Source organism: Paraburkholderia sp. Ac-20347 (assembly GCF_017104805.1).
Taxonomy (GTDB): Bacteria; Pseudomonadota; Gammaproteobacteria; order Burkholderiales; family Burkholderiaceae; genus Paraburkholderia; species Paraburkholderia tropica.
Genome location: NZ_JAAGPN010000317.1, coordinates 1 through 7959 on the forward strand (window position 1 = coordinate 1; position 7959 = coordinate 7959).

General features: G+C 65.7%; 7 protein-coding genes and 1 pseudogene. 2 read left to right on the forward strand and 6 right to left on the reverse strand.

Annotation, left to right across the window (positions count from 1 at the left end; translation table 11 throughout):
• The 3 genes from G3N97_RS33860 to G3N97_RS33870 form a co-directional block, all read right to left on the reverse strand.
• Nucleotides 1–505 (reverse strand): MFS transporter (locus G3N97_RS33860; protein ID WP_205997236.1); only part of this gene is annotated, 505 nt, incomplete at its 3' end.
• Nucleotides 506–672: 167 nt separating this feature from the next.
• The gene (locus G3N97_RS33865; protein ID WP_065057664.1) at nt 673–1974 is read right to left on the reverse strand and encodes an MFS transporter; all 1302 of its coding nucleotides are present in this window, start codon (nt 1972–1974) and stop codon (nt 673–675) included.
• 191 nt (nt 1975–2165) lie between these two features.
• A complete protein-coding gene (locus G3N97_RS33870) occupies nt 2166–2342 on the reverse strand; it encodes a hypothetical protein (protein ID WP_205997237.1) in 177 nt (58 codons plus the stop codon).
• Here G3N97_RS33870 and G3N97_RS33875 point away from each other — a divergent pair.
• Complete coding sequence (locus G3N97_RS33875; RefSeq protein WP_205997238.1) at nt 2341–3060, forward strand: response regulator transcription factor; 720 nt, start codon at nt 2341–2343, stop codon at nt 3058–3060. The genes G3N97_RS33870 and G3N97_RS33875 overlap by 2 nt on opposite strands.
• Before the next feature lie 101 nt (nt 3061–3161).
• Here G3N97_RS33875 and G3N97_RS33880 read toward each other — a convergent pair whose 3' ends face one another.
• Both G3N97_RS33880 and G3N97_RS33885 read right to left on the reverse strand, forming a co-directional pair.
• Complete coding sequence (locus tag G3N97_RS33880) at nt 3162–3443, reverse strand: hypothetical protein (protein ID WP_205997239.1); 282 nt, start codon at nt 3441–3443, stop codon at nt 3162–3164.
• 193 nt (nt 3444–3636) lie between these two features.
• Nucleotides 3637–3969, reverse strand: a complete 333-nt coding sequence (locus G3N97_RS33885) for a hypothetical protein (RefSeq protein WP_205997240.1) — start codon at nt 3967–3969, stop codon at nt 3637–3639.
• Between the two features lie 347 nt (nt 3970–4316).
• On the opposite strand from G3N97_RS33885, the gene G3N97_RS33890 reads away from it, so the two are divergent.
• A complete protein-coding gene (locus tag G3N97_RS33890; protein WP_205997241.1) occupies nt 4317–7565 on the forward strand; it encodes a transglycosylase domain-containing protein in 3249 nt (1082 codons plus the stop codon).
• Nucleotides 7566–7670: 105 nt separating this feature from the next.
• Here G3N97_RS33890 and G3N97_RS33895 read toward each other — a convergent pair.
• Nucleotides 7671–7959 (reverse strand): annotated as a pseudogene (locus G3N97_RS33895) (hypothetical protein); the annotation flags it as partial.

Sequence of the window (7959 nt, forward strand, 5' to 3'; positions counted from 1 at the left end):
TACCGCCGCCCGCGACCGGCCCGGCGGCGATCGAGATGGCCCCGGCGGCGGTCCAGAAGCCCACGGCGCGCGCGCGCAGCGTGCGTTCGTGGCGGCAGGCCTCGTTGAGCAGCGCGAGCGAATTCGGCAGCATCGCGGCGGCGCCCGCGCCTTGCAGCGCGCGCGCGGCGATCAGCATGACCGGATCGACGGCGAGCCCGCAGGCCAGCGAGGCGAGCGCGAACACCACCAGCCCGATCGCGTACAGACGGCGCGCGCCGTAGCGGTCGCCGAGCACGCCGCCGGACAGCATCAGCACGGCGAAGGCGAGCGTGTAGGCATCGACGATCCATTGCAGCCGCGCGACATTGGCGTGCAGGTCCGTGGCGATGCGCGCGAGCGCGATATTGACGATGGTGACGTCGAGCTGCGTCACGACGAAGCCCACGCTCACGGTGGCGACGATGCGGGCGAGCGCCGGCGTGAAGCGCGCGGGCGGGGCGGAGTGCGAATGGGAGGTGTTCATGCGACTCATCATAGGCCGCCTGAGGCCGACGACGTTTCGGGTTGAGGTGAAAGATGGGCGCAGGTTCCAGGCCCACGACGTCGACGCCTGCGCGTGCGCCAATAAAAAAGCGCCACATCGCGAACGATGCGGCGCCTTTTACGACGGCTCGGTCTTTCGGGGGCCGATCAGCGCGTGCGCGCCGGGTCCTTGAAGAACAGCGTGGTCAGCGCGCCCAGCACGCAGATCGCCGCGACGTAGTAGGGCGGCGCGAGCGGCTCGGACTTCATCATCAGCGCGACGACGATCGGCGTCAGGCCGCCGAACACCGCGTAGGCGACGTTGTACGAGAACGAGATGCCCGAGAAGCGCACCACGGCCGGGAAGGCGTTGACCATCACGAACGGCACCGCGCCGATCGTGCCGACGAGCAGGCCCGCCACGGCGTAGAGCGGCATCAGCAGCGAGCTGTCCACGGCGAGCTGGCGGAACAGCGTGTAGTAGGCGATGGCCAGCGCCACGCCGCCGATCGACAGCACGCGGCGCGCGCCGAAGCGGTCCGCGAGCGCCCCGGCGCTCACGCAGCCGACGGTGAGGAACAGCGTGGCGACGCAGTTGGCGAGCAGCGAGGTGGTGGCGTCGAGATGGAACTGCTTCTGCAGCAGCGGCGGCGTCATCAGGATCACGACGACGATGGCGGCCGACAGCATCCACGTGAGCAGCATCGACACGATCACGGCGCGGCCGTGGTCGCGCAGCACGGCCTTGAGCGGGACTTCGTCGGCGAGCGACTTGCGCGCCTGCATTTCCGCGAACACGGGCGTTTCGTGCAGCCATTGGCGCAGATACACCGAGAACAGGCCGAACACGCCGCCGATCAGGAACGGCACGCGCCACGCCCAGGCCGAGATTTCCGACGGCGCGAAATGGTGATTCACCGCCGCGGCGATCAGCGAGCCGAGCAGGATCCCGAAGGTCAAACCCGCCGTGAGCGTGCCGCACGCGTAGCCGATATGGCGGCGCGGCACGTGCTCGGAGACGAACACCCACGCGCCCGGCACTTCGCCGCCGACAGCCGCGCCCTGCAGCACGCGCAGGGCGAGCAGCAGTACGGGTGCGAATACGCCGATCGTCGCGTAGGTCGGCAGGCAGCCCATGGCGAGCGTGGGCAGCGCCATCAGCAGGACGGAGAGCGTGAACATGCGCTTGCGGCCGAGCAGGTCGCCGAAGTGCGCCATGACGATGCCGCCGAGCGGACGCGCCAGATAGCCCGCCGCGAAGATGCCGAAGGTCTGCAACTGACGCAGCCAGTCGGGAATCGCGGCGGGAAAGAACAGCTGGCCGATGGCCGGCGCGAAGAACACGAAGATGATGAAGTCGTAGAACTCGAGCGCGCCGCCGAGGGCGGCAAGGCCGAGCGTCTTGTAGTCGCTGCGCGTGAGCGCGCGCGCCGGTGCGCTCGCCTGAGCGCCCAGATCCGTAGCTTGCATGTCCGAAAACCGAGAAGTTGTTATGAGCCGTGGGACGGCACGTCTATTCGCTTCACCGGCAGGCGCGCGGGTGGCGCGGCGGGCGGCGGCGGTCGGGCGCGGATCGCGGGTGCGGATCGAGGCCTGGTAGGCACGGGGGACGGCGCGCGGCTCCGGGTAGGGCACGCGCCGACGCTGACCAATCCGCGATTTTACAGTAAGCCGACGATGCGCCCGGCATCGCCCTCTGGAGGATTCCTGTCAGGTTTGGTGGAGTCGCCGTAGGAATGCGGCGCACTGTTGCGCAATTCGGACTCATCTGATGGGCGGCCTTTGCAATTCTCAACAGAATTGCCGCCAGGTTGTCTGACATAGAGAGGTGTCTTCATGCGTATCGCGATTCTCCAGCGCGACCCCGTCCAGCGCGCGCAGATCGAGCGGGTGCTCGGCCAATGCGGGCATGCCTGCATGCCGTTCAGCGACGGCATTTCGCTGGCCAAGGCGCTCGCCGCTTCCACGGTCGACATGCTGGTGCTCGACTGGCAGGGCACGCGGCTCTCGGGCGCGGAGTTGCTGAAGACGGTGCGCGCGATCAACGGCAATCAGATCCCCGTGCTGTTCGCCTCCGAAGACACGTCGGACGACAGCGTGCTGCGCGCCTTTTCCGTCGGCGCCGACGACTACGTGAGCCTGCCGGTGTGTCCGTCGGTGTTTCGCGCGCGCGTCAATGCGCTGCTGCGGCGCGCGTTTCCCGATCGCTTCGACAACGTGACGCTCGACGCCGGCGCCTATCGCTTCGACATGCGGCGTCAGGCGGTCACGGTGCGCGGCAAGAGCGTGGAGTTGTCGGGCACGCAGTATCGGCTCGCTTCGCTGTTCTTTGCGAACATCGGCCGCGTGCTGTCGCGCGATCATATTTACGCGATGGTCTGGGGCCGCGAGTTGCAGACGCTCACGCGCACCATCGACAGCCACGTTTCACGGCTGCGCGTGCTGCTCGACATCGAACAGCACAACGGCTACCGGCTGCAGCCGGTCTACAAGAGCGGCTACCGGCTGCTGCGTCTACAGGACGACGCCGCGCCGCTGGAGCGCGAGGCGGCCTGATCGTCGTGAACGCGCGGGCAAAAAAAAGCGGCACGTCATGCGTGCCGCCTTTTTCGTTTGCGCGGTCCGGCTGCGGGGCCGCGCGGAATCTGTGCGCCGCTTCAGCGCGCGAGGCCGAGTCCTTGCAAGACCGCATTGCCTTCATTCGTCAGGCGGATTTTCGTGGCGCCTGCGGCGACGTCGCCGGGCACCTGCTCCACGAGACCCGCTTCCTGAAGCATGGCGATCTCGGGTTTGGCGTGCGCGTCGATGGGCGCGTGCAGCAGCAGCAGCAGCGTGGCGAGCTCATGATGGCTCAACAAGCGGCGCAGGATCGTGCGTTTCGCGGGCTTCGCCGGTTGCTCGTTGCTTGCTGCCTGATTCTTCGAACTGGTCCAGTACACGGGCACCTCCTGCTTCGTTGTCTTTCTGGTGACGCGATGATGCGGACGAAGACTTAAACGATTCTTAAAACCGTCCGCTCAATTGTGTCGCGGTACTACACCGGGTTACGCCAGTAAGCAGGTGTTAATGCGGGATGCATCGCTACCCTGAAAGGCCGCTGGCTGTTCCGCAGCGCGGACCGCGATTCCGGAATCACGGTGCGCAGGTCTTGCTCGCGCCCTCAATCCAGAGATTCTTCGCGTGGCGCTTGCCCGCGTAGAAACGATAGGTGGTCGTGCCATTGTCGGCGCGCACCTTGATAACGTTGGAGTCGCCGAAGTCGAGCATTTCGCCTTGCGGCAGTGACGTCGTGCTGAAGCTCGATCCGTGCCGCGTCGCTTCCACCGTCAGACAGGAGATCACGTCCCGAACCGAGCGGTTGGTCGTGGAATCGATGACAGGCTGGCCGGAATCCGGATTGCTCTGGAACCAGGCGCAGGCGCCAAGCGTAAGCGAAAGGGCGAGGGGCACGACGAGTTGCTTCATATTGCTCCTGTAAACCAGTTAACCGTGTGGGCGACTATCCAGCGCGAAGTTCGAAACCCGAAGTTCGAAACGAGGCAATCGCATGCGAGCCACGCGCGCCGGAAAAATAGCCAAAGATTATATCGGCAGCACGTTGCGTGCCGCCGCGCGCAAGGCAACGCAGCGCATGAAAAAACGCGCGGTGCGTGACGAAAAGCGGGCACATCGTCGATGGGGCGGGCACGTGTGTTGCACAGACGCGACTTGCGCGTCCGTCGCGCGACACAGACGCACACGTTTGATCGCGGCGAGATAGACTATTCGACAGGTGCACTCCGCGATCTGACGCGACGTCAGGGAGAATAACCATGAGCCGCCCGTCGATCCGTTTTCCTGTTCGTGCCACCGGTACCGGCTCGGTCTGGCGGTGGATCAAGTGGGGTGTCATCGTCGCGCTGCTGGCGGCGATCGTGATCCTCGCGCGCATCGTGCAGATCGAGATCGACACCTCGCGATTGCAGGCGCGCTATCTCTCCGAACTCACCCGCGACATTGGTTTCACCGTCGAAAACGGGCCGAGTCACAGCATCCGCTTTCCCACCACGAACGGTCCCTACGACACGCGGCTCGGCTACGCGCAGTTGCCGGGCTTCACCGACCGTCTCGCGCAGCGTGGCTTTGCGGTCGCTTCGCAGGCGCGCGATTCGGAACGCATGATTTCGCTGGCCGATCAGGGCCTCTTCATCCCTTACGAGGAGAAGGATCAGGCCGGCATCGCGCTGCGCGACGCGAATGGCGCGACGCTGTTCCACACGCGCTATCCGCAGCGCGCCTATGAAAGTTTCGACGCCGTGCCGCCGCTCGTGCGCGACTCGCTGCTGTTCATCGAAGACAAATACCTGCTTGCCGCCGATCAGCCGAACCGCAATCCGGCCATCGACTGGGGCCGTTTCAGCCACGCGCTGATCGATCAGGGCGCGCGCCTCGTGAACCGCCATCAGCAGACGCCGGGCGGCAGCACGCTCGCCACGCAGATCGAGAAATTTCGCCATTCCACCGGCGGCCGCACGTCCACGCCGCCGGAGAAACTGCGCCAGATCGCGTCGGCTTCGGTGCGCGCGTATCTCGACGGGCCGCAGACCATGCCCGCGCGTCAGCAGATTCTCGTTCACTACCTGAATTCCGTGCCGCTCTCGGCGAAGGCGGGCATCGGCGAAGTCAACGGGATTGGCGACGGGCTCGCGGCCTGGTACGGACGCGATTTCCGCGACGTGAACCGCGTGCTGCGTGAGCCGGTGTCGAGTGCGACGCTCGACGAACAGGCGCTCGCGTTCCGCCAGGTGCTGACCTTGCTGATCGCGCAGCGCGCGCCTTCGTATTTTCTGCAAAAGAATAACGACGCGCTCGCGAAGCTCACCGACAGCTATCTGCGCCTGCTCGCGAGCGGCGGCGTGATCTCGCCGCAATTGCGCGATGCCGCGCTCGCCACGCAACTGACGCTCGACCGCTCGAAGCCCGCGCCGCGCCCGGCCGTGTCGTACGTGGACCGCAAGGCGGTGCTCACGTTGCGCACGCAATTGATGCAGGCGCTCGGCCTCAAGACGCTTTACGATCTCGACCGCCTCGACCTGACCGCGACCGCGACGCTCGACGACGGCGTGCAGCAGGCCGTGAGCGACCGGCTCGCCGATGCCGCGACCAAGGACGGCGCGCGCGCGGCGGGACTCGTGGGCTTCGAGATGCTGCGTCCCGCCGACGATCCGTCGAAGATCGCGTACAGCTTCACGCTGTTCGAGCGGCGCGGCGGCGAAAATCTCGTGCGCGTGCAGACCGACAGCGTGAACCAGCCGTTCGATATCAACTCGGGCGCGCGCCTGAATCTGGGCTCGACGGCGAAGCTGCGCACCATCATCACGTATCTGCAGATCGTGAGCGCGCTGCACGCGAAATATGCCGATCAGGATGCGAAGACGCTGCGCGCGGAACTGCCGCAAGTGGACCCGAGCGATGCGCTCACGCACTGGGCGATCGACTATCTGTCGAAGACCTCGGACCGCTCGCTGCCCGCGATGCTCGAGGCGGCCGTGGAGCGCAAATACTCGGCGAGCCCGGGCGAAACCTTCTACACGGGCGGCGGCGCACAGAGCTTCAACAACTTCGAGTCGAGCGACAACGCGTCGATTCTCACCGTGCACCGCGCGTTCCAGCATTCGGTGAATCTCGTGTTCGTGCGGCTCATGCGCGACATCGTCCACTACGAGATGATCCAGACGTCCGGGCCGCCCGCCACGTGGCTCGACGATCCGGCGGTGCGCAACCGCTTTCTCACGCAGTTCGCCGACGGCGAAAGCCAGGTCTACATGAAGCGCTTTTACGCGCGCTATCAAGGCAAGAGCAACGACGAAGCGATCCAGATTCTGCTGCAACACACGCGCAAGGGTCCGGCGCGGATCGCGACCGTGCTGCGCAGCGCGAATCCGGACGGCTCGCTCGCGTGGTTCGACACGCAGATGCGCGCGCAACTGAAGAACACGAAGTTCCAGTGGCTCGACGACGAAGATCTCGCGAAGTACTACGACAAGTACGCGATCGACAAATTCGACCTCAACGATCGCGGCTATATCGCGGGCATTCATCCGCTCGAACTATGGCTGCTGCTCTATCTGCGCTCGCATCCCGATGCGACGCTCGCGCAGGTCCAGCAGGCGAGCCGCGATACGCGTCTCTATACGTACAAGTGGCTGTTCAAGACGAAGTATCACGCGACGCAGGATCGCCGGATCCGTCACATGATCGAACTGCGTGCGTACGACTCGATCGGCAAGTCGTGGCGCGCGCTCGGCTATCCGTTCGACAACATCACGCCTTCGTATGGCGCGGCGATTGGCGCGTCGGGCGACCGGCCGTCGGCGCTCGCGTATCTGATCGGCCTCGTATCGAGCGATGGTCAGAAGCTGCCGACGCATAGCTTCGAATCGCTCGACTTCGCGCGCGGCACGCCGTTCGAAACGCGCTTCGTGCATGCGGCCACCGCGCCGCAGCCGCTGATCTCGCCGGATATTGCGAAGGTGGTGCGCGAGCTGCTGACGTCGGTGGTGGAAGGCGGCACGGCCAAGCGTCTCGCCGACGGCATGACTTTCCCGGACGGCAAGACGCTGGACGTCTACGGCAAGACCGGCACCGGCGATCAGCGCTTCAATGTCTATGCGCCGGGCGCGCGGCTGATCGAGTCGCGCAAGGTGAACCGCAGCGCCACGTTCGTGTTCGTGATCGGCAATCGCTTCTACGGCACGCTGACCGCGTGGGTGCATGAGCCGTATGCGGCGCGCTACACGTTCACGAGTGCGCTCTCGGTGCAGTTGCTCAAGTCGCTCGCGCCGGTGCTGCAACCGTTGCTCGAGGATCAGGACGCGCCCGACGGCAAGCTCAAGTCGGCAACGGGATCGAAGGAGATGACGCTGATCGATCCGCAAACGGGCGCGATGCAGCAGGTGAGTTTGTCGTCGCTGAATGCGGCTGCGCAAAGCGGTTGGACCAGCACGATGCCGGGGTTCTATTCGGATGCCGGCTCAACGGGCGCGATGGATGCGATCGGCACAATGGCGAAACTGAAATGAGCGCTCACGGCGTGCATCGATGAACGTGATGCCGATAAGAAACGCGCCCGGATGGGCGCGTTTTCTTTGGTGCCGCCGATGCGCGCGTGAGCGCGATGGCGAAGCTCAATACGAGCCGGCGTCCGGCGGCGGCGGCGAGCCCGGGGGCGGCGGCGGCAGATAACGCTGCTGCGGTTGCGTCTGATACGGCTGCTGCGTCTGCATGCGGCCCGCGACCGGAATGCGGTTGCCGTTGCCGTACATGCACTGCAGATACGCGTAGTCGTAACGGCGTTGCACGTCGTAGGCCGAGCCTTGCACGTTGCCCATGCCGACGGCGCTGCCCGCGAGCAGGCCCGCGCCCGCGCCGGTGGCGCCGCCAGACGCGAAGAGCGTCGTGTAGGGGAGCAGAGTG